Origin of the sequence: Intestinimonas sp. RTP31139st1_F5_RTP31139_211217, assembly GCF_040226735.1 — a bacterium.
In the GTDB taxonomy this organism is placed as follows: domain Bacteria; phylum Bacillota; class Clostridia; order Oscillospirales; family Oscillospiraceae; genus Intestinimonas; species Intestinimonas butyriciproducens.
In genome coordinates this window covers 1-20,077 of the sequence record NZ_JBCOAQ010000042.1, presented here as the reverse complement: position 1 = coordinate 20,077, position 20,077 = coordinate 1, and the positions used below count along the sequence as shown (strand labels likewise).

Sequence of the window (20,077 nt, the reverse complement as noted above, 5' to 3'; positions counted from 1 at the left end):
GCGCCCGCCTTTGCAGGTTGGAATAAATGGAGGAAAAGTTAGTCAATAGGGCCGTAGATCTCGGCGGCCTCGTCGTAGACCTGCTCGAAGATGGCCTTGATCTCCTCGCCGGTATAGGCCAGGGATTGCAGCTTGGTCACCTCAAACAGGCGGTCCTGGAAAGTAGGATCGCTGGCGACCTGATAAACAAGATCGCTGAGGTAGGAGACGATGGCAGGGTCGGTGCCCTTGGGCACTGCGAGACCCAGGTAAGAGCTCATGGCAGCTCCCTCGTAGCCCATCTCCACCAAGGTGGGGACATCCTCGGCCACAGGCCAGCGGTCGTCGGAGCAGCTGGCCAGCACGCGGAGCTGTCCCGAAGTCACATAGGAGGAATAGGAGGCGATATCGCCCAGAGCCACGGGGATGAAGCCGCCCAGCAGGTCGGTAATGGCATCGGAGGTGGAGGAGTAGTACACGGTATCCAGATCAGCCTCAGTAGCCGCTATAATCTTGCGGGCCAGCATCTCGTGGAGGTTAGAGGTATAGGACACCTGGACCGGTGCGCTCTTGGTAGCCTCCAGCAGATCGTCAAAGTCCTGATAGGGAGAGTCGGCGGGAACCAGCAGGGCATAGGTGTACGCGCCGAAAGCGCCCAGATATTCAAAGTCTTCAATGGTGTAAGGCAGGTCCAGGGAATAGGGGCTGACGGACTGGGTGGACAGGGTCACCAAGCCGATGGTCTGGCCATCGGCTTTGCTGTTTTGCAGCTGAGCCACGGCCACAGTGGCGCCTCCGCCGGGGAGGTTGCTGACCGTGAGAGGCTCGCCGATCAGGGGAGAGAGGAATTCGTCAAAGGTACGCATAGCCAAGTCGCTGCCGCCGCCGGCTGTATAGCCTACCAGCATAGAGATGGGGCCGTCAGGATAGCCCTCGGGGGCAGTGGTGCCCTCGTCGGCTGGGGTGGTATCCGCAGGGGCGGAGGTGTCTGCGGGGGCGGGGGTAGGCGTGCTCTTTGCGCTGCTGCTGCAGCCAGTCATGGGAAGGGCCATTGCAAGGGCCAGGAGAATCGCGATCAGGGATTTCTTCATGATATTCCTTCCTTTCAATCCACTTTCTATCTGTGTTTCCTTTTTAGAACCGCCGGCTTTTCACCCGATGATGCTCCACGTCCCCTCCTTTCTGGTCGGGGCACCGGGCACTTTTCCGTCCGGATGGCCAAACACACCGCTGCCACAAATTGTGTGCGCTTCCGGAACGCCCAGTTCTGCCAGCTTTTTGCGCAGATTCAAATCGTCCCTGAGCCAGTGGAGCTGATTGACCCAGCAGGAGCCCAGCCCCATCTCACAGGCCGCAAGGAACATATTTTCCAGCGCACAGGCACAGGAAGCCTGGGCGTTGGGGTCTGAGGTGTCATTAGAGGCAATGATCAGGCACGGTGCGTCATAGGTGAAGTGATAACTCTCTCCCTGCCGCTCCGCTTTCGCCTTGGCGTCGCGCAGCTCCTTGGGCGCATCTTCCCCAAGCGCCAGCGCCGCGAACCCGTCTCTGACCAGTTGGTTGAGTTCCTGCAAAAGCTTCTGGTCCAGAATTGCTGTAAAGCGCCATGCCTGTTTGTTGTGTCCGCTGGGTGCGTATCTCCCCGCCTCCAGCAGTTCCTCCACCGTCTCGCGGGAGAGCGGTGTGGGCAGGTATCGTCTGACGCTCCGGCGGGCGAGAATGATCTCTCTGACTGAACGCATCTTTTTCCTCCTCGTTGACTTGGGTTTGGCCGTTCAGGGATCGGAATCCCCGTCGTTCAAGCGGATGCACCATGCTCAAACAAACCTTAGTAGAGCCCCTCGAAGAATTTCAGGTTATCGAAGGAGCCCTTCCATTTCCCGTCCTGGATGCCCTTTACCACATGGACCACCATATCATTGATCGGGGTGGGCACATGGGCGTCGACCCCGGACTCGCTGGCCACGCCGTTGATGGCGTCGATCTCGCACTTGCGTCCATGGGCGAGGTCCTGGGCCATGCTGGCCACCAGTTTCCGGTGGGGCTCCCAGCCCTTCCGGACCGCTGCCACGGATCCGGCGATGGTATCCTCATCCCCCCAGACGAAGACCTGATCCAAGTCTCCCGCCAGAGAGTGGGGCTCCATCCTGACCCCGCAGCCCTTGGCCACAGCAATGCACTCCGCACCCAGTTTTACGGCCAGGCGGACCGCTCTCGGATCGTCCAGCACATCGCCAAAGGTGCAGCCAAAGCTGGCCGAAAGTCCGCTGAAGGTGCAGTTGACCAGCAGCTTGGTCCAGCGGTAACCCATCAGGTTCTCCGACACATGGACCGGGCACATATCCTCCAGAATGGATTTGACCTCCAGAAGCTTCTCTGTGATCTGTCCATCCAGTGTCCCCAGATAGAAGGCCTGCGAGGTGGAGGTGAGGGCGGAGCAGCCGGGCCCCATGAAAGTGGCGCCCCATCCTACGGGGGAACCGAGGGTCCTGTGGACCCCCACCGCCTTGCTAACCGCCCGTTCCGGCAGTCCGTTCTGTCCCGTACAGATGACGCTCCCCTCGCCCATATGGGCCATCATCTGAGGGATGGCCACATCATTATAGGTCTGTTTGGCCAGATAGAAGAACAGGTCATATTGCCCTTCCATCTGTTCCGGCGTAATGGCCTTTACGGGTACCGTCATCTCCACCGCGCCGGTAATATGGGCGCCGTTTTGATTCAGGGCATCCACATGCGCTTGATAGGCGTCGATCAGCACCACGTCCCTGCCGGCCTTTGAGAGATAAGCCCCCAGGATCGTGCCCAGAGATCCCGCGCCCATCACGGCGATTCGCTGTATCATGACCGGTCCCTCCTCAGACATGTTTCGTCAGACCCAGAAGCTCCCGGGCATCGGCGGCGGTGGCGATGGTGCGGCCGGCCAGCTCGCCCAGCTTGCAGGCCCGCTCCACCAGCTGCGCGTTGGTGGCCAGGACGCCCTTCTCCAGGAAGATGTTGTCCTCCAGACCCACCCGCAGGCCGTCGCAGCCCTCGGCCAGGCCCAGCAGCATGCAGGGCAGATGGTCCCTGCCGATGCCCGTGATGGACCAGGTGGAGCCGGGGAGCATCTTGGGCAGCAGATAGGCCAGCGAGTCGGCGTTGCCCGGCATGCCGCCCGACACGCCCAGCACGAATTGATAGTGGATGGGTGAGCTCAAAAAGCCCTTCTTCATGTAATATTCGATGTTGCCCATCATGCCGCCGTCAAAGACCTCGCACTCAGGCTTGATGGCCTCCTTCTGGCAGAGGGTGCCCAGACGCTCCAGGAAGGAGGGGCTGTTGGCAAAGATGTAGCTGTTGGCCCAGTTCATGGAGCCGGGGTCGTAGGAGCACATCTCCGGCTTGAGGATGGGCAGGTGGGCAAGGCGCATATCCTCGGAGAACTTGGAGCCGGAGGAGGTGAGGTTGAGGACGGCGTCCAGATTGGCCTTGGCCAGCTCCTCCCGAACCAGGTTGACCACGTGGCAGAAGCGCTCGGTCTCCATGGTATTCTTGCCCTCGTCGTCCCGGACGTGGATGTGGATGACGGAGGCGCCGGCCTTGGCGCAGGCCACAGCGTCGGCGGCGATCTCCTCGGGTGTGACGGGCACATAGGGCGTCTGGGATTTCATGGTGCCCGCCCCGCAGAGTGCCGCGGTGATAATGAGTTTTTTGCTTTTCATCAATGATTCTCCCTTACGGTCAAAAATAACTTCATTCTGTCTTCGCCGGCTTACAGGCCGTCCTGGAGATTCTTGTCCTTCCGCTTGCCACGGAGGATCAGAGCCACAGCAACGATGGTGACCGCCCAGAAGGCAATGCACAGAGGGGAGGAGAAGAACATGGCGGGGTCGCCATGGCCAAGGACCAGCGCCCGACGGAAGTTTTTCTCAAAGAGGGGTGAGAGGATAAAGCCGATGATCACAGTGGGCAGCGGGAACTTGAACTTCGTGAGGATATAGCCTACCACGGAGAAGAACAGCATGACCCACACATCCACCAAGCTGCTGCTCAGGGCATACACGCCCACCACACAGAACAGGCAGACACAGGGGAAAATGATGGAGGTGCTCACGGAGCAGATCGCCTTGAACCCGCGCCATGTCAGCAGTGCAACCACCACCAGCGCGATATTGCAGAGGATCAGTCCGGCGTAGACGTTATACACCGTGTCGGGAGATTCCATGAATACCAGGGGGCCCGGCGTCAAACCCTGCACCATGAACGCGCCCATGAGGATGGCGGCGCCGGTGTCTCCAGGGACACCCAATGCCAGCAGAGGAATCATGTTGGCGCCGCAGACGGCGTTGTTGGCCGACTCGGAACAGGCCACGCCCTCGGTAGAACCCTTTCCGAATTTCTCGGGATGCTTGGAGAACTTTTTGCCCACGTCATAGCCGATGTAGCAGGCCAGCGCGGGCCCAAGGCCCGGCAGGGCGCCAATGCCGCAGCCCAGCGCGGAGGACCGCAGCCAGTGGGGCAGGAAGGATTTTGCCTCCTTCAGGGTCATTCGATCGTCATCTTTACAGGCGGGGGGCGGCAGGTTGGGTCGGGCGTTGCCCAGTCCGGTGCTCTCCACGGAGTGGAGGATCTGGGACATAGCCAAAATACCGATCATCATGACCACCAGGTCAACGCCGGAGGTCAGCTTCAGAATACCGAAGGTCAGGCGAGGCGTGGTAAAGCCCTGATCCAGGCCGATGCAACCGAAGAGGAGGCCCAGACAGCCGCCCAGCAGGCCCTTGATCATTGACTTGCCCGCCGCCGAAGCGATAATCGTGAGAGCGAAGAGCATCAGAATCGTATACTCAGCAGGACCGAAGTTCAGGGCATATTTGGCGATGGGCTGGGCCACGAACATCAGCACGATGCTGGAGAAGAGGCATCCGAAAGCCGAAGAGAAAAGCGCCGTCTTAATGGCCTTCCCCGCTTTCCCCTGTTTCCCCAGTGCATAGCCGTCGGCTACGGTGGCGGCGGCGGCAGGGGTACCGGGGGTGCCGATGAGGATGGCCGACATGGAGCCGCCGAAGGTGCCGGCGTTATAGGCGGCCAGCAGCATGATGAGGGACTGGGTGGGGGTGAGATAATACGTAAACGGAATGATCAGGGCGATGGCCATGGTAGCGGTAAGGCCAGGAATGGCGCCCATGATCAGGCCAATGATAACACCGCCCACCAAGTAGAGCAGGTTTTCCGGGGCAAGGACCGAAAGGAATGCCTGGCCCATTAGTGCAAATAGATCCATAATAGATGTGGTTCCTCCCTTCTTACGGCAGTCTCAGCTTGAGCAGCTCGGTGAATCCGAAGTAGACAATGACGGGCAGAATGACCGCAATGGGGATGAGCTTGCGGAGATCCCGCTGGCCAAAGAACCACATCAGCGCCCCTAGTGCCACGATGGTGCAGGGCAGATAGGGGATGAAATGGAGCGCGCCCACATAGATGCAGATTAGGAGCAGCGTGACAACTACGGACATCAGCCCGTTCTTGGAGATGCTGTAAGTCTCCTGATCCTCCATGTTCTTTTTCTTGACACCGGATATGAACAGAAGAACGCCTAAAAGCACCATGAGCCCGGAAATCACATAGGGGAAAAACCGGGGGGCGTTGTACCACTCTGTCTGGACCGATGCGATCTGCCAGGGAATGATGGCGACAATCAGCAGAATACCCAAGACGGCAAAAAAGATGCCCAGCATTTTTTCTGCCTTGCTTTCCTGGATAGACATATTACCTACACTTCCTTTCCAATCCAAATCTCTTTTCCATGCTCTCTTTCTTGGGGTCATACATTTCCGATAGGGTGCCTCTCCTCCTCCCTTCGCAGGGCCGCGCCGCCTTTCACAGTCGTGTCCCCTCTGTCTTTTTTCTTACTGCAAAACTCATGCCAACTTTATTATTGCTGTTTTAGTTTATTTTGCCCCTTTTTTGCCGTTTTTTCCTAAAATTTAACCCATTTTCCTCCATTTATTGCCGCTTTTTTCTTTGAATTGCACACAATGTGCAACCGTTTTTTCTTGGCAGTCTCTTTCTTTGCGCAGTAAGTGCAACCAATTCTTGCACCTTCTGCGCAAAAATTTAATTTATTCCCTGTTCCGTCTCACTGCAAATAAAGTTTTTGTTGATTTTAACCACATCTGCTCGTATACTTTTGGGTAGTGCCGTGTCATTCGCCGCAATTCTGAAAAGGGGGTACCTCCAATTGCCGTTCTCTTTTGACAAGAGCCTGCTGGACAATGTAGATGTCGGCATTGTGGTCTACGACAAGGATGGCTGGGTCCAGTTCGTCAACGCGACCCATCTCAAATTCAGCTATTACACGTACGAGGACTTCCAGCGCTTCAACACCTATGACATCTATCACTCCAAGGTGAGCAACATCTGCCTGTTCGACAAGGCGGTAAAGACCAAGCGGCCGGCCACTGCCATCCAGCACACCTATCACGGCCGTGACGACAGCAGCTATGACAAACTGGTCACCGCCATTCCCATCCTTGATGAATTCGGAAATATTGCCAATGTCGTCAGCACCTTTGTGGATCTCAACGATTTTCACGCCAAGTACAGCGCCGCCCAGCAGGAGTCCAACATCACCTACGATATGAGCCCCTCCAAAAAGTATCAGGCGCAGGTCATTTATGGCAGCGGGGAGATGCAGCGGCTGCTCGACACCGCAAAAGTGATCGCCGCCACGGATGTTCCCGTTCTGATCACGGGTGAATCCGGTACCGGCAAGGAGGTCCTGGCCAATTTCATCCACAACAACAGCTCCCGCTGGGAGAGCGACATAGTGGTCGTGGACTGTGCTTCCCTGCCGGAGCATCTGCTGGAAGCCGAGCTCTTCGGCTATGAGAAGGGGGCCTTTACCGGTGCAAACGCCTCCGGCAAGCGGGGCCTCATCGAGATCGCCGACGGCGGGACCCTTTTTCTGGACGAGATAAACTCTATGCCCTTGGCGCTCCAGGGCAAGCTGCTCCGCGTACTAGAGACCCAGCAGGTGAAGCGGATCGGCGCGCTGAAGGGGAAAAACATCGACTTCCGTATCATCGCCGCCACGAATGCCGACCTGACCACCTGCATCCAGGACGGCGCCTTCCGGGTGGACCTCTATTACCGTCTGAACGTCATGCCGCTGACCATTCCTCCCCTGCGGGAGCGCACAGGAGATATCATTCCGCTGTGCAAGCACTTTCTTTCCCGCGCCTTCAAGCGATATGGGAAAACCAAGACCCTCTCCCCCACCGCCTACCAGACGCTGGAGCATTATGACTGGCCCGGCAATGTCCGGGAGCTGAAAAACTTCATCGAGCGGTTGGTCATTACCAGCAGCGATTTTTCCGGAGAGATACACACCATTCCGCCGGAGATGTTCGGAGCCGACGCCAATTTGAGCCGGCTTGACCGCAAACCCAAAGCCAGCAGCCTGTCACTCTCCCAGTCGGAAGAGAAGGAGCTGAACGACATTGTGTCCGCCCTCTACCGCAGCGGCGGCAATCGGAGCCTGGCCGCCGAGCAGCTTGGGGTCTCCCGCCGGACCCTGCAATACAAGCTGAAAAAGTACCGTATCAAGGTCAATATGGAACCTCAGGTATATATCGGAGAAACGCCCGCGGCCAAAGAGTGATGTTGCCGTTCACCCGGAGCCCCTCAGCGGTCGGACATGGCCTGCCTCTGAGACATCCTTCAAAAAATTTCGGCAGGCAGGAAATTTTGTATTGACATTTTTCTTTTGATATATTAAAATATATTTCGCTGTCACGGGTCATTGGTCCGTATAGACAGCGGTTCGGGGGTATAGCTCAGCTGGGAGAGCGCTTGAATGGCATTCAAGAGGTCAGCGGTTCGATCCCGCTTATCTCCACCAAAAAAGGAAACGTTGAAATCTTTGGATTTCAACGTTTCCTTTTTTCTTCCCCCTCTCCGACGGAAACGGGGATTCTGTAGATTATTCTATGATCTTTGCGATAATCTCGATTCCCATGTGCGGATATATATGGTATAATATTGACAATTCTTATCAGAAAAGTGCGGCACATATCATCATGTGGGGAGGGCTTGTTTTGAAAGACGCTCGCCGGCGCGGACTGATCCGCTACCTGCCTGTTCTGATCCTCTTCCTCTGTTATCTGGCCGTTTGCCTAGGTCTTTTTTTCTGGCAGGTCGGCAATGCGATTGAGAAAAACACGCTCCAGTCCCTGCGCTCCAATGTGCAGAGGCAGTGCTATCATTTCCGTTCCATGCTGGACATCCAGTTTTCCACGCTCGAATCTCTGGCCGACCATATGGGGCGGCAGGAGTCGCTGCTCACCTCAGACAATCTCGACCTGCTCCACTCCGCCATACGGGGCGGAGAATTCTCCCGTACGATGCTGATCACGCCGGATGGCACCGGCTATTCCAGCGATGACGCTGTCACCCATGTGGGCCAGAGGGCCTATTTCCAGCAGGCGCTGGCAGGGCATCGCGCAGTCAGCGATCCCTTGGAGAGCTCTGTGGACGGCAGCAATAAGGTCGTGCTGGCCGTGCCGGTCCGGGATCACGCCCACCGCGTTCTGGGTGTGCTGGGCGGTGCCTATGATCTGGGCAGCCTCAGCCAATTTCTCTTCTCCGATCTCTACTCCGGCTCCGGATATTCCTTTATCGTCACCACAGAGGGCAGTGTCGTCTCCATTGACTCTAGGATCTCCATGGAGGAAAATTACGACTTTTTTCAGTACTATAGCCGCATGGAGGTGCACTCAGGCAACTCCATGGAGCAGATCAGGGCCGATTTCCAGTCCGGAACAAGCGGCTATTCTCTTCTCTCCCGCGGCAGTGATCTCCGCTATCTGGTCTACGAGCCGTCCGGGATGGGGAACGGCTGGATGACGTGCTACGTCGTCTCCGCCGACCAGGCGCTGGAGGATTACCGCTTCATCCATCAATACGAGGTGATCCTCACCGCCGCCTTCCTGGTGGGAATGGCAATTCTGCTGTGGTATCTGCTCAGGAGCAGCTTCCTGGAGCGGCGTGCCCTCCTCCGGCGCGCCCAGAGCGACCCTCTCACCGGCCTGATGAATCAGGCCGGTACCCGGGAATCCATCACCGACTGGCTGGCGGACGGGGGATGCAACGGCGCTCTTCTGATGCTGGATCTGGATCACTTCAAGCATGTCAACGACACCTGGGGACACCAGGTCGGGGATGAAGTCCTCCGCCAGGCCGCCGCGATCTTGCAGAGCCACTTCCGGCAGGGGGATATTATCGGCCGCATGGGGGGCGACGAATTCATGGTCCTTATGCGGGATATCCGGGACCCGGGTGCGGTGGAGCGGAACCTGGAGCGGCTACGGCTCCAGTTCCACCGTCTCCAGATCCCCGAATTCCCCCAGATCCATATTACCTGCAGCGTGGGAGCTTCGCTTTGTCCCGCGCATGGACAGACCTTTGAGGTTCTCTACCAGCGCGCCGACCACGCCCTCTATCAGTCCAAGCGTCGGGGCAGGGACAGTTGGTGCATCTATCGGGATGAGCGCCCGGCCTGAAGACGGATACCCTTGCTGCAAAATAGGACGCCGAGGAATATTTTTTATTAAGGTGGAGGTGGACCGCCGAGTCAGGCGATCCACCTCCACCTTTTTCATTTTGACAGTGTGAAACGCAGCCCCTATGCTGCCACAGCTGTAAAAGCGTCTACTCGTATGGTCCCATTTGCCAAGCCATAGATGAAAATAAAAACGGACAACTCATTTTATCAAATAGTTTAATATAGGGAAGGTCACAAAAGTTTTGGGGTGTTTTTCCATTTTCCAATTATCAATACATGTGACGGCAAATAGTCTCTATATGAAACAGTTTATGAGAGGATGCGCCCTTTTTTAGAATATTTCAGGGGTAATTCTCACATAAAATGCACACATTTGTTTATTTATTGTGTCAAAAATACACCATTCCCATTGTATCCTTGAGAAAGCACTGCTACAATGAGACCATCTTTTAAAAGTCGATGAACCAACTCAGCCGGTGAGTTGTTCACCATTATGAACCATGTTAGGAGGTGGAACTCGGACTGCACCGCTGACGGAGCAGTGAATCGCAGCATATTTTCTAAGATGGCAGCAGATCAACATTTAGAGAGAAATCAGGAAGGAGAATTCCCTTATGAAGAAGTTGTTTGCCCTATTCCTGAGTGGAACACTCGTGCTGAGTGCACTGTCCGGCTGCAGTTCCTCTTCCTCCAGCACCAGCACCCCCACTCCTGCTACCACAACTCCCACTTCTGTGGACACCAGCGCCCCCGTTCCTGCCGGCGAACCCGTTTACGGCGGCACTCTGCGTATTGCCATAAACCGCTCTATCAACGCCAAGGCACTGGATCCTATTTTTGCCGATGGCACCGCCTGTGATCAAGTTGTAAATCAATACGGCGAGACGCTCGTACAGTTGAGCCCAGATGGGAGCGAGTATCTGCCCTGTATCGCTACGGATTGGACCATCAGCGATGACGGCATGACCTATACATTTACCATTCGGGACGATGTGCATTTCCAGGTTGGCGAATATCAGGATGGGCGGCTGCTAACCGCAGAAGACGTTGCATACTCCCTCAACCGTGCCCACGAGAAGGCATGGTGGAACTATATTCCTTATTTTGAGTATGCAGAGGCTATCGATGAGCACACGGTTGCCTGCCACTTAGAGTATGCAAACGCGCTTTTCCTGTACGATCTGACCAGTCCTTCCGGTGTTATGATTCCTCAGGAAGAGGTAGATGGCTGGGGCGAGGAGGAGTTTGGCTCTCACCCGATTGGTACCGGCCCCTTCAAGGTCGTGGAGCATGTTCCCGATCAGTACACCAAGTTGGAGAAGAACCCCAACTACTGGGGCGTGGAGCCCTATCTGGATGGCCTTACTTACTACATCATTGTCGATGAGGCCCAGAATATGAACGCCCTTTCTACCGGTGAGATTGATGTCTCTGTCAACATTGCCGGCGACTACATCAAGCAGGTTAAGGACAACTCTAATCTGGTGCTTGCCCAGGGCCCTCAAAACCGTATTGCCTTCTGCGGCTACAACATGTCTGATCCCATTCTGTCTGATAAGCGGGTGCGTGACGCTATTTCCATGGCGGTGGACAGGAATCAAATCGTCAGCGCCGTCTATGCCAATGGCGACGGTATCGCCTGCTCTCTCCCCATCCCTGTCACTTGCTGGTTGTATGACGAGTCGCTGGAGTCCCTCGCCCCCGCCTATGACCCTGAGGGTGCCAAGAAGCTGCTGGAAGAAGCCGGTTACCCCAATGGCTTCGACATCGTACTCTCTGTCGGCCAGTCGGATGCCTATGTCCGGGCCGCCACCATCATCCAAGCTATGCTGAGTCAGATCGGGGTAAATGTGGAAATTCAGAGCATCACCCCCACTGAAATGACCGACCGGCTTCTCAACAATACCGTTCAGCTTTTCATGAGAGACGGCGGTCAGGGCGGCTCCACCGACCCCGCCAGCTTTGTGGGCAATTTCCTGGACTCTTCCAAACTGCACACCAATTACAACGCATGGTGTTATGAGGATCCTGAAACGGACGAGTTAGTCCGCAAGGCCGCTGCCTCCACCAACCAAGAGGAGCGTATTGAAATGTACCAAGAGCTGCTTAAGGAGGCCATGGATACAGATATCGGCCTCTTCTATGCCACACTCAACACCTCTTGGGGCATGCAGAACAACGTACATGGCTATGTACTGGAGACCGGCGCCGTCATGCGCGTGTGCGGCCTGGAAGGAACCGGAATCAACATCTGGCTTTCGTAAAATCAAACAGCAGGACAGCATGGACAAGACGGTCCATGCTGTCCCCCTTTTCCTCACAACCATCCCACAGAAAAAAGGAGCAGATAGTTATGGCTACCATGGTCGCATACACCGCACTGGAGTTGACGGAAACGCAGAAGCGTGCGCTTTGCGCCGGCGTCGAAAAGGGCGCCAGCGAGGCCTTTGAGATCGACATCAGCATCACCGAATTGATGCTGATGCCCACCATCCCCCCGGAATGTCACGGTCCCAGCGTCACCGGACAGATCACCTATTTCGTCTATACCGCGCCCAATAAGACCGACGAGCAAAAGCGCCGGCTGGTCAAAAATCTCTACGATGCAACCGTCGCGGTCACGGGCCCGCTCGGGAAAAACAAAGTCGTCGTCATCATCAAAGAGCACACGAATAACAATGTGGGCGTGGACGGCGTGCTGAAAAGCGATATGTAATTTTAACAACCGGAAAGGAACGATTTTTATGGCAACCATCATCGGCGTCACCGCACTCCCCCTCACCAAGGAACAGCAGCAGCAGCTCTGCGCCTGCGTTGCGAAGGGTGTGTGCGACGCTTTTCACCTGGACATCAACGTGAGCTCCATGATGCTCCTCCCCTCCCTGCCGCCGGAGTGCCACGGCCCCAGCGTCACCGATCAGATCACCTATTTTATCTATACCGCGCCCAACAAGCCCGACGAGCAAAAGCGTGAACTGGTCAAAAATGTACATGACGCCACCGTTGCCGTGACGGGCGACCGGGGCAAGGGAAAAGTGATCGTGATCATCAAGGAACACGCAGACAATAACGTGGGTGTGGACGGCGTGCTGCGCCTTGACGCCAAAAAGAGCTGACCCGTCCCGGCCCCTTTCCCCCTGGTGGACGCCGGTAACGATCGGTGGGTCCCAGCTGCCACGTCAATGTCTCTCCAACATCAGCGGAGGCCCCGGCAAGTTTGCCGGGGCCTCCGCTTCGTCTCGCCCGCTCTAGCTCAGGCTGGCGCCGGAACGCTCCTGGGCAATATTGAGCACATGGTCGCCGATCCGCTCAAAATCCGTAAGCATCTCCGAGAAGAGGATGCACCCTTCATCCGAGCATGTCCCGCTTTTCATACGGTTCAGCTGGCTCTGGCGGTATTGGCTCGTCATATCGTCCATCTTCTGCTCCAGCGCCGCCACCCCGGTGAGCCAGCTCACCGCGTCCGATACGTCTGTCCCCAGCGAGTCTATCGCCTCCATGCAGACGCTCCGCATCTCTGCGATCTCCTCCCGGGCCTCTTGGGAGAAATGGACGTTCTTTTCCTTCAACAGCGCACTATAGCCGCAGATGTTCATGGCGTGGTCGCCGATCCGTTCGATATTTCCAGTAATTTTGAAATAGGCGCTTACCGCCGCGGAATCCGCCTCGTTGGTCTCATGGACGATCACATGGGAGATAAACTGCGAGATCTCCTTATTCAGAAAATCGATATACTCCTCCACCGTCTCCTCCCGCTGGATGAGAGCCGGCTCCCGGTCCAGTACGGCCTGAAAGGCAGTGGCCACATTCTCCTTTGCCATCGCCAGCATCCGCTCCAGCTCCTGCTTGAGCTGTGTAATATAGATAGCGGACACACCGATGGCCCGGTCCTGATTGGCCTTGATGGGTGTGAGATACATAAGGTGCATCCCCTCCTCCATATCCTGCTTTCGCTCAGGCAGAATATGCATGGCCGCGCTCACCAGCCCGTTGCCCAGCGGCAGCAGGATCAGTGTGGTGACAATATTAAAAATTGTATGCATATTGGCGATCTGCGCGGCCGGGTTCGTGGGCGTGATCCCCTGGACCACGCCCACCAGGGGGGTGAGGATACACAGAACTGTGAACAGAATGGTCCCGATAACGTTGAACATCAGATGGATGATGGTGGCCCGCTTGGCATTGCGGCTGGTGCCGATGGAGGCCAGCACAGCGGTGATGCATGTGCCGATGTTCTGCCCGAAAAGCACATATACCGCGCTGGGGAGCCCGATGACTCCACTGTTGGCCAGCGCCTGCAAGATACCCACCGAGGCCGAGGAGGACTGAATGACCGCAGTAAACAGCGCGCCGGCCAAGATCCCGATCACAGGATTGGAGAAGGTGGTCATCAGGCTTACGAACCCGGGCATCTCCCGCAGCGGCGCCATGGAGGCGCTCATCATATCCATCCCGATGAACAATACGCCCAGGCCGCCGATGATGCTGCCGAAGTGGTGGCTCTGAGGCTTTTTCAAAAACACCATCATCGCCACGCCGATAAAGGCGAAGAGCGGCGCCAGCACTCCCACATCCAGGGCGATCAGTTGTCCGGTGATGGTGGTGCCGATATTGGCCCCCATAATGATCCATACCGCCTGCCGCAGGGTCATCATGCCCGAGTTGACAAAGCCCACCACCATCACGGTCGTGGCAGAGGAGGACTGGATGACTGCAGTGATGACCGCGCCCACCAGTATGCCCAGCAGTCGGTTGGCCGTGAGCTTTTCCAGTATCCCCTTCATTCGATTGCCCGCCGCAGCCTCCAGGCCGGAGCTCATCATCTGCATCCCGTGGAGGAACAGGGCAAGCCCCCCCAGCAGACCCAGAATATTCGTAATATCCATGCTCTCTACTCCTTTTCTGTCCACAGATGGAAGAAGACATAGCCCGCGGCCCCGGATCGGGAACGCAGGTTATGTCTTTTCAACAAGGCCGAGGAAGCGATTCTGTTTTTGAGTGAGCCCGACATCCCTTTGTTCGGCGTCGCCCAGCATTGTACCAAAAGCCCTTTCTTTCCAAAACGCGGTTTTCGACAGAATAAAGTATACTCAACCTTTACATGCCCGTCAATGGCTTTTACACGAACTTTACAAATTATGTCCGCAGGAAAACCGGCCGCTCCGGAGTCGACAACTCCGAACAGCAGCGGAAGCCCAGCCGATCAAATTCAGTCAGCGCGTCCGGCTTGTCGGTCCCCTGTTCCGCCAGGAAGCGGACCATCTCTCCCCGGGCCATTTTTACATACACGCCCTTCTCCACGACCCTTTCCGCACCGTTCCGCTCACCGAATATGGGCGTTATCACCCGAATGCCGGGCGGCAGGTGGGGCAGCACGCTGCGGCTGTACTCCGCAGAAGCGAGATTCAGCAACACCCCCTCCCCGTCCAACAGCCTCGCCAAGTCCTCCCCCCAGAAATCATACAGGCTTGCGCAGAAATCCGTCTTCAGCTTGGCCTGCATCTCCAGGCGGTAGGGCCGCACTCCATCAAAGGGCCGCAGGACCCCGTAAAAGCCGGAGAGGATGCGCAAATGCTCCTGCACATACTCCAGCGCGTCGCTGGTAAAGACTGCTGGCGCCATGTAGCGGTATTGGATGCCTTCGTAGGCCAGCAGCGCCGGAGTGAGGTCCCGCTCCAGATCCATGGTCTGAAAGCGGGCATAATTGAGTTCCGCGATCTGGTCATTGCAGGAGAGCAGCTTCCGGAGGGACGGAACGTCCAGCCCCCTCAGATGGCGCAGCAGGACCCTCGTCCTGGGCAACAGCGCGGGCAGGTCTCTGCAGGCAAAGGAATCGATATCTTCCTTCATTTTTTTCGCCGGTGAGATGATGATCTGCATCGATATGTTCTCCCGTTTTTGCTTTCAGTGTACCACACCGGGTCCACTGCGCGCAAGAAGCGGGCAATCAAAACCCGCCTGCCTCCCGGCGGCATATGTGGCAGAAGAGCGGGCGGCAAGTGCCGCCCGCTCTTTCCACCGTATTTACATCTTCAGATCTACGCCGCTGGCCTTTTGTTCCAGCATTTTTTTTGCGATGGAGGCAATATGGGCGCCCGCCTCAGCCGGGTTGGTGCCACCCTGGTAGATATTGGAGACCACCGTGCGGCCCGCCTCCGGCATCCCCGGATAGCCCCTGTAGGTCATATAGGCGCTGAGGGATTCTCCAGTGGCCAGCCCCGGACGCTCTCCCAATAGGACAATGGTGACCTCACTGCCCAAGGCCTTGGCCACCTCATCCATGGCCCCGACCCGCCCATACTTTACATAGAAGGGAGTCCCCGCCTCGATGTGCTGGGATTTGAGGCCCTGCAGCAGCGCCGGCAGCAGATCGGGGATATTGGCCTCCACAGCTGTACTGGAAAGTCCGTCGGATACGTACACCTGCACCTGGGGATTCGCCTTGCATTTGCTCTTCAGCGCGGCGACGGTATCCGGGTCGAGGAGCCGTCCCAAGTCGGGCCGCGTGAGAAATTCATCCTTGGAGGTGCACCGCGTAGTGACCTGAAAGAGCCCGTTGGCTGCCAGGAAGTCCTCGGGGACGTCGGTAAACACCGCGTCCATCGCCACCGCATGGTCTGCGCGGAAGCGCAGGTACGTCTTGGTCCTGTAGCGCGGTCCCGCCCGCCATACACCCAGCCGGGCCGGGGTACGGGCCTTCATGTTGAGATACTCCTCGGCGTTGGCCGGGTCAGGTACAGCCAGCTCGGCCCGCAAGTCCACTTTGGAGAGGTCGGGCACCTCGCCGGGATCAACGGCAGGAGATACCGACGGTATCCCGCCCGTCACCTCCTGTACGGCCTTTCGGATCAGTTCTGTCAGTTGCTCTGTATTCATCATGATCTCTCCCCTCCCTTATTTCAGGAAAATAGAGCCGTCGCCCGCCCGGGCGGTGAGGATACCATTTTCGTCCATCAGGTCCATCTTCATCATCCACCTGTGGAATTCCGGTGCGGGCAGCCGGTGGGTCAGCTCCCGCAGGGTGGCGTCGTCATGGAAGCTGGTGTCCTGGTAAGAGAGCATCACGTCGTCTCCCACGGGAACGCCCATATAGTAATTGGCTCCCGCCATGGCCAGCAGCGCGGTGGCCATCTCCTGGTCGTCCTGGGTGATGGAGGTGTGGTTGGTGTAGCAGGGCGCCATACCCATGGGCAGACCGATGAGCTTGCCCATAAAGTGGTCCTCCAGATTGGCCCGGATCATCTCCTTGCCGTCGTACAAGGTCTCGGGCCCGATAAAGCCGGAGACATTATTGACCATGAACGGGTTGAAGTAACGGCCAAAACCGTAGGTCCTTGCCTCCAGCGTCATCTCATCCACGCCGCCGTCGGCGCCGATGGACGCCTCGGAGCCCTGCCCGGTCTCAAAGTAGAGGAGATTGGGGCCCAGGCCGGTGCATTTCTCCCTCGCCAGCGCGTATGCCTCCTCCAAAAGCGCACGGTTCACGCCGAAATTGTCATTGGCCTCCTGGGTCCCGGCGATGGACTGGAAGAACATAGACAGCGGCGCGCCCTGCCGTACCGACTCCATCTGTGTGGTGATATGGGAGAGTACGGTAATCTGAGTTGGAATGCTGTTCTTGACCACCAGCTTCCACAGGCCGTCCGCGATCCGCCTGGTGGTCTCCGGGTCGTCGGTCACAGGATTGATGCCCAGGCAGGCATCTCCGCTGCCGTAGGTGAGCCCTTCCATCACACCGATCAAAATTCCCTGCACATCGTCTGTAGGGCTATTTGCCTGCAATCGATAGGACAGCGTTCCGGGAAGTCCGATTTCGGTCACGCACTTGGTGGGCCGGTGGATCTTGCTGGCCCCATACACCAGGTCCAGGGTGGACATCAGCTTTGCCACGGCGGCCACCACCTCTCCGGTGAAGGCCCGTCCGGCCCGGCCCAGCTCCTCGCTGGTAGTGCGGTGGTCCAGGACCCACTCCCGCAGCTCGCCGATGGTCTTGCTCTTGAACCGCTCATACATGGGGCGGTTCAGCCCGTCAAGGTTCACTCGGGTGACCTCATCCGTCTCATAGGGCAGCGTGGGATGTTCTGTGAGCTCCTCCACCGTCATCTCCGAGAGGACGATCTTGGCCGCCACGCGCTCGGAGGCCGTCTCCGCCGCGATCCCCTGGAAGCGGTCCGCGGACTTGGGCTCGTTGGCCTTGGCGAGGACGTCCGCAATGCTTTTGAACTCATAGGTCTTTCCGTTGAGGCTCGTTTTCAGCTTCATGCTCGGTACTCCCTTCCTTTTTATGCTGTGATCTTCGGGACAAAAAAGCAAAAAAGCTCAGAGGCAGCGGTTTCCGCTGTCTCCGAGCTGCATCGCTTCGGCCCGTCCTTCGCCGCCTTTCTTTAGGTCGGCATGGGGCTCTCTATTTTTTGCGTTCAGGCGATAAAATCAAAAACTACCGTGGTCCCTCCTTTGTCGGATTGAATGGTCAGCTCACCGTTCAGCTTCTCCCGGACCATGGTGCGGACCAGCCCCAGGCCAAGGGTATCCCCTTCCGCCCGGTCCGGGTCCATGCCCACGCCGTTATCCCGGACCGAGATGCGGGAGAACAGCGGCGTTTTGATGAGTTCAATGAGGATAACACCCGCGCGCCCGGCCGGGAACGCGTGTTTGACCGCGTTCTGCACCAGCTCGTTGACTACCAGGGAGATCGCCGAGGCCGCCTCGGCGGAGACACGCAGATCGTCTCCACAGACCCGGATGGTCACAGGCCGGGCTGGCCCCAATGAGTTTTGCAGAATATTGGTGCGCACCCGCTCCAGCACCCCCCGCAGGGAGAGTTCATCCTGCGCATTTTGTGCCAGGGCCTCCTCCAGCGTAATATTGAGAGATAAAATGCGTCCGGCGGTATCCCGCAAAACGGACTGCACCTCTGGAAGCGCCGCGTTCTCCTCTTGGTAGCGGAGGAGGGAGGCCAGGAGCTGGATGCTGTTTTTCATCCGATGGCGGAGCTCCCGGACGGCCATGGCCTGGAGTCTGGCCTCCTTCTCCTGCCGCCGGAGTTCGGTGATATCTTGAATGACCAGCGCATAGCGGATGTTGTCCCGCTCCAGCTCCACCTGGCGGTAGCGCAGGACACAGTCGCCGGTGGCGATCTCCCGCCAGCCTCCATCCGCCTCTGCGCCTTCTACATCCAACAGGATGTTGGCCGCAGACATTCCCAAAATATCGCTGACATAGCCCAGCCGCCGATAAAGTTCCCGGGCCGCACTGTTGCACGCGCAAACCATATTTCCGGTGTCCACCAGCAGCACAGCCTCATCAATGACCTGGGCCAGCCATTGACTGTCCCCCGCCTGGAAGGACCGCTCCCCATCCGGCACAGAGGAGATCACCTCCGGCGCCAGCGACGCTTTCTTTTCATAGATCAATACGGCAATGAGCCGCCCCTCGAAAAAAATGGGCTCCACGGTCTGGACCACTCTTCCATTTTCGGGGACCGACACGGCCTTTCTTCCGATCGTGGGCACCCCCAACCGAAAGGAACGCTCCATGGCCGGCTCGTCCAGCCAATTCATGGGCATTCCCAGCAGCGGCTTGGAGTAGGACGAGGCCACCGTCTGGGGCTTGGCCTCCCCCACCACGATGGCCGACTTCCCCGTGCAGGAGCGGCAATCAATGAACACATCGGCCTGGGCGGCGTTGGCCAGGGCCTGGAGTGTCTTATTATACTCCTCCAGGTAAGAGATCTCATCGTCGGTGAGATCGGTATACTTCTGGCACAAAATACGGGTAATCTGATTCACAGGGGCGCCTCCCCTTTCTCCAGGATCGAACGCGCAACCTGCTCCATGGAGAGGTTTTTTCGCCGGCTCAGCTCCCGGATCAGCACATAGGCCTCCTCCTCGGTAAGACCGCGCTCCTCCATGACGGTCAGCTTGGCCAGATCCACGATCTCCCGGCTGGCCAGCCGACGCTTCAGGCTTCCGCAGTTCTTCTCCAGCAGATAATACTCCTTGGTATGGCTCAGACAGAGCTCCAGGGTGGGCAGGATGTCCTCCGCCCGCAAAGGTTTTGTGAGATAGCCCGCGGCCCCCGCCGCGAGGGCCTGCTCCACGCAGGACTGGTCATCAAAGGAGGTAAGCATCACGATGCACCGAGCGCTGCGCTCCTCCCGAATCAGCCGCGCGGCGTCGATCCCGTTCAGCAGGGGCATTTTCACATCCAAAAGCACCAGGTCGGGCCGCAGCTTCCGGCACAGCGCCACCGCTGCCATCCCGTCGGCGGCCTCCCCCGCCACGCGGTAGGACGTTCCGTCGAAAAAACGTCGCAGCCCTTCCCGGATCGGGCGGTCGTCGTCCACCAGAAGGACGGTATTCTCACGTTCCTGGTCCGCCATATCCATCCCCCCGTCACATTCTTTTCAGCCTCGGCCTCCCCGTACGGCTGTGCGCGGGGCAATCCAGCCGTATGCTCAGTCGATGGGATTGTTGGCCACGAACTCCACCGCGGCGGCGAAGGCGTCGCAGGCGGACTTACAGGCGGACTGGCTGCCGGTCAGCAGGCCCC

17 protein-coding genes, 1 tRNA gene and 1 pseudogene are annotated in these 20,077 nt (G+C 57.7%); 6 read left to right on the top strand and 13 right to left on the bottom strand.

Annotated elements, in window-relative coordinates; translation table 11 throughout:
- Positions 1-38: 38 nt before the first annotated feature.
- From ABUA09_RS16185 to ABUA09_RS16160, 6 genes are all read right to left on the bottom strand, one after another.
- On the bottom strand, positions 39-1,070 hold the full coding sequence (locus ABUA09_RS16185) for a tripartite tricarboxylate transporter substrate binding protein (protein ID WP_033118221.1): 1,032 nt from the start codon (positions 1,068-1,070) through the stop codon (positions 39-41).
- A gap of 60 nt (positions 1,071-1,130) precedes the next feature.
- The gene (locus tag ABUA09_RS16180; RefSeq protein WP_349949527.1) at positions 1,131-1,721 is read right to left on the bottom strand and encodes a nitroreductase family protein; all 591 of its coding nucleotides are present in this window, start codon (positions 1,719-1,721) and stop codon (positions 1,131-1,133) included.
- Between the two features lie 86 nt (positions 1,722-1,807).
- A complete protein-coding gene (locus tag ABUA09_RS16175; RefSeq protein WP_058118115.1) occupies positions 1,808-2,824 on the bottom strand; it encodes a ketopantoate reductase family protein in 1,017 nt (338 codons plus the stop codon).
- 13 nt (positions 2,825-2,837) lie between these two features.
- Complete coding sequence (locus ABUA09_RS16170; RefSeq protein WP_272040963.1) at positions 2,838-3,683, bottom strand: beta-keto acid cleavage family enzyme; 846 nt, start codon at positions 3,681-3,683, stop codon at positions 2,838-2,840.
- 50 nt (positions 3,684-3,733) lie between these two features.
- Positions 3,734-5,245: a tripartite tricarboxylate transporter permease gene (locus ABUA09_RS16165; protein WP_033116336.1), complete on the bottom strand. Its 1,512-nt coding sequence runs from the start codon at positions 5,243-5,245 to the stop codon at positions 3,734-3,736.
- A gap of 22 nt (positions 5,246-5,267) precedes the next feature.
- Positions 5,268-5,729, bottom strand: a complete 462-nt coding sequence (locus ABUA09_RS16160; RefSeq protein WP_033116335.1) for a tripartite tricarboxylate transporter TctB family protein — start codon at positions 5,727-5,729, stop codon at positions 5,268-5,270.
- A gap of 473 nt (positions 5,730-6,202) precedes the next feature.
- Here ABUA09_RS16160 and ABUA09_RS16155 point away from each other — a divergent pair, with 473 nt between their 5' ends.
- The 6 genes from ABUA09_RS16155 (at position 6,203) to ABUA09_RS16130 (ending at position 12,642) form a co-directional block, all read left to right on the top strand.
- Positions 6,203-7,624 (top strand): sigma-54 interaction domain-containing protein, encoded by a 1,422-nt coding sequence (locus ABUA09_RS16155; protein ID WP_279204182.1) that lies wholly within the window; start codon positions 6,203-6,205, stop codon positions 7,622-7,624.
- A gap of 164 nt (positions 7,625-7,788) precedes the next feature.
- Positions 7,789-7,864, top strand: a tRNA-Ala gene (locus ABUA09_RS16150).
- Positions 7,865-8,060: 196 nt separating this feature from the next.
- Complete coding sequence (locus tag ABUA09_RS16145) at positions 8,061-9,524, top strand: GGDEF domain-containing protein (RefSeq protein ID WP_349949526.1); 1,464 nt, start codon at positions 8,061-8,063, stop codon at positions 9,522-9,524.
- Positions 9,525-10,140: 616 nt separating this feature from the next.
- A complete protein-coding gene (locus ABUA09_RS16140; RefSeq protein ID WP_075704312.1) occupies positions 10,141-11,790 on the top strand; it encodes an ABC transporter substrate-binding protein in 1,650 nt (549 codons plus the stop codon).
- Between the two features lie 89 nt (positions 11,791-11,879).
- On the top strand, positions 11,880-12,242 hold the full coding sequence (locus ABUA09_RS16135; RefSeq protein WP_195615152.1) for a tautomerase family protein: 363 nt from the start codon (positions 11,880-11,882) through the stop codon (positions 12,240-12,242).
- A gap of 28 nt (positions 12,243-12,270) precedes the next feature.
- Positions 12,271-12,642 carry a tautomerase family protein gene (locus ABUA09_RS16130; protein WP_195615150.1) on the top strand — a complete coding sequence of 124 codons (372 nt, stop codon included), beginning with the start codon at positions 12,271-12,273 and terminating at the stop codon, positions 12,640-12,642.
- A gap of 132 nt (positions 12,643-12,774) precedes the next feature.
- On the opposite strand, the gene ABUA09_RS16125 is transcribed toward ABUA09_RS16130, so the two are convergent.
- The 7 genes and pseudogenes from ABUA09_RS16125 to ABUA09_RS16095 form a co-directional block, all read right to left on the bottom strand.
- Positions 12,775-14,412 carry a Na/Pi cotransporter family protein gene (locus ABUA09_RS16125; protein WP_195615148.1) on the bottom strand — a complete coding sequence of 546 codons (1,638 nt, stop codon included), beginning with the start codon at positions 14,410-14,412 and terminating at the stop codon, positions 12,775-12,777.
- A gap of 250 nt (positions 14,413-14,662) precedes the next feature.
- A complete protein-coding gene (gene yaaA, locus ABUA09_RS16120) occupies positions 14,663-15,406 on the bottom strand; it encodes a peroxide stress protein YaaA (RefSeq protein ID WP_058118124.1) in 744 nt (247 codons plus the stop codon).
- A gap of 144 nt (positions 15,407-15,550) precedes the next feature.
- A complete protein-coding gene (eutC, locus tag ABUA09_RS16115; protein WP_147586260.1) occupies positions 15,551-16,402 on the bottom strand; it encodes an ethanolamine ammonia-lyase subunit EutC in 852 nt (283 codons plus the stop codon).
- An 18-nt stretch (positions 16,403-16,420) separates the two neighbouring features.
- Entirely contained in the window at positions 16,421-17,788 is a 1,368-nt protein-coding gene (locus ABUA09_RS16110) for an ethanolamine ammonia-lyase subunit EutB (RefSeq protein WP_033118009.1), read from the bottom strand.
- A gap of 155 nt (positions 17,789-17,943) precedes the next feature.
- Positions 17,944-19,314: a histidine kinase N-terminal domain-containing protein gene (locus ABUA09_RS16105; protein WP_195608260.1), complete on the bottom strand. Its 1,371-nt coding sequence runs from the start codon at positions 19,312-19,314 to the stop codon at positions 17,944-17,946.
- Positions 19,311-19,907, bottom strand: coding sequence for an ANTAR domain-containing response regulator (locus ABUA09_RS16100; protein ID WP_227152236.1), 597 nt, complete (start codon positions 19,905-19,907; stop codon positions 19,311-19,313). Before ABUA09_RS16100 ends, ABUA09_RS16105 begins: the two co-directional genes overlap by 4 nt.
- Before the next feature lie 75 nt (positions 19,908-19,982).
- A pseudogene (locus ABUA09_RS16095) lies at positions 19,983-20,077 on the bottom strand (ethanolamine utilization microcompartment protein EutL); the annotation flags it as partial.